This is a genomic window from Plantactinospora solaniradicis, assembly GCF_042658085.1.
Classification (GTDB): domain Bacteria; phylum Actinomycetota; class Actinomycetes; order Mycobacteriales; family Micromonosporaceae; genus Plantactinospora; species Plantactinospora solaniradicis.
Genome location: NZ_JBHSPR010000049.1, coordinates 1 through 653 on the forward strand (window position 1 = coordinate 1; position 653 = coordinate 653).

Consider the following 653-nt stretch of genomic DNA (forward strand, 5'->3'; position numbering starts at 1 on the left):
CAACACATGCTCATCCGCGGCCACCCGCAGCAGGCTCGCCCGGAACAACGGCCCAGCCGCGAGATCGAACGGCACCACCGCATCCGTGGCCAGCCACGCCTCCGCAGCCGCGACCGGGTCATCCTCACCCGACAGGTCGATCAACGGCAGGTCGAACGACGCCGGCGGGTCGACCACCTGCCACGGCACCCCGTCAGCATCGGCGACCAGCCGGGTCCGTAGCACCTCATGCCGGGCCACCAACTCACCCAACGCCACGGCCAACACCGCCACATCAACCTCACCGGCCAGGTGGATCGGCATCGGCATGTTGTACTCGACCGATCCCGGGTCGAGCTGGGCCAGGAACCACAACCGCTGCTGCGCGAACGACAACGGCAACCGCTGATCCCGGCCAACCGGCACGATCGGCGCGGCAGTCAGTCCCGGTGTCGCGACGTCGATTGCGGCGGCCAGGTCCGCGATCGTCGGACCGTCGAACAACGCCGCGACCGCCACCTCCACGGCGAACACGGCCCGGATCCGCGACACCACCCGGGTGGCGAGCAGGGAATGCCCGCCCAGGGTGAAGAAGTTGTCGCGTACCCCGATCCGGTCCACGCCCAACACCTCGGCCCAGATCCCGGCCAGGAGTTCCTGTGTCGGCCCGGACG

1 protein-coding gene is annotated in these 653 nt (G+C 69.7%); it reads right to left on the minus strand.

The annotated features are described in order from the left end of the window. Positions 1-653 (minus strand): condensation domain-containing protein (locus ACFP2T_RS36355; protein WP_377430067.1); only part of this gene is annotated, 653 nt, incomplete at both ends.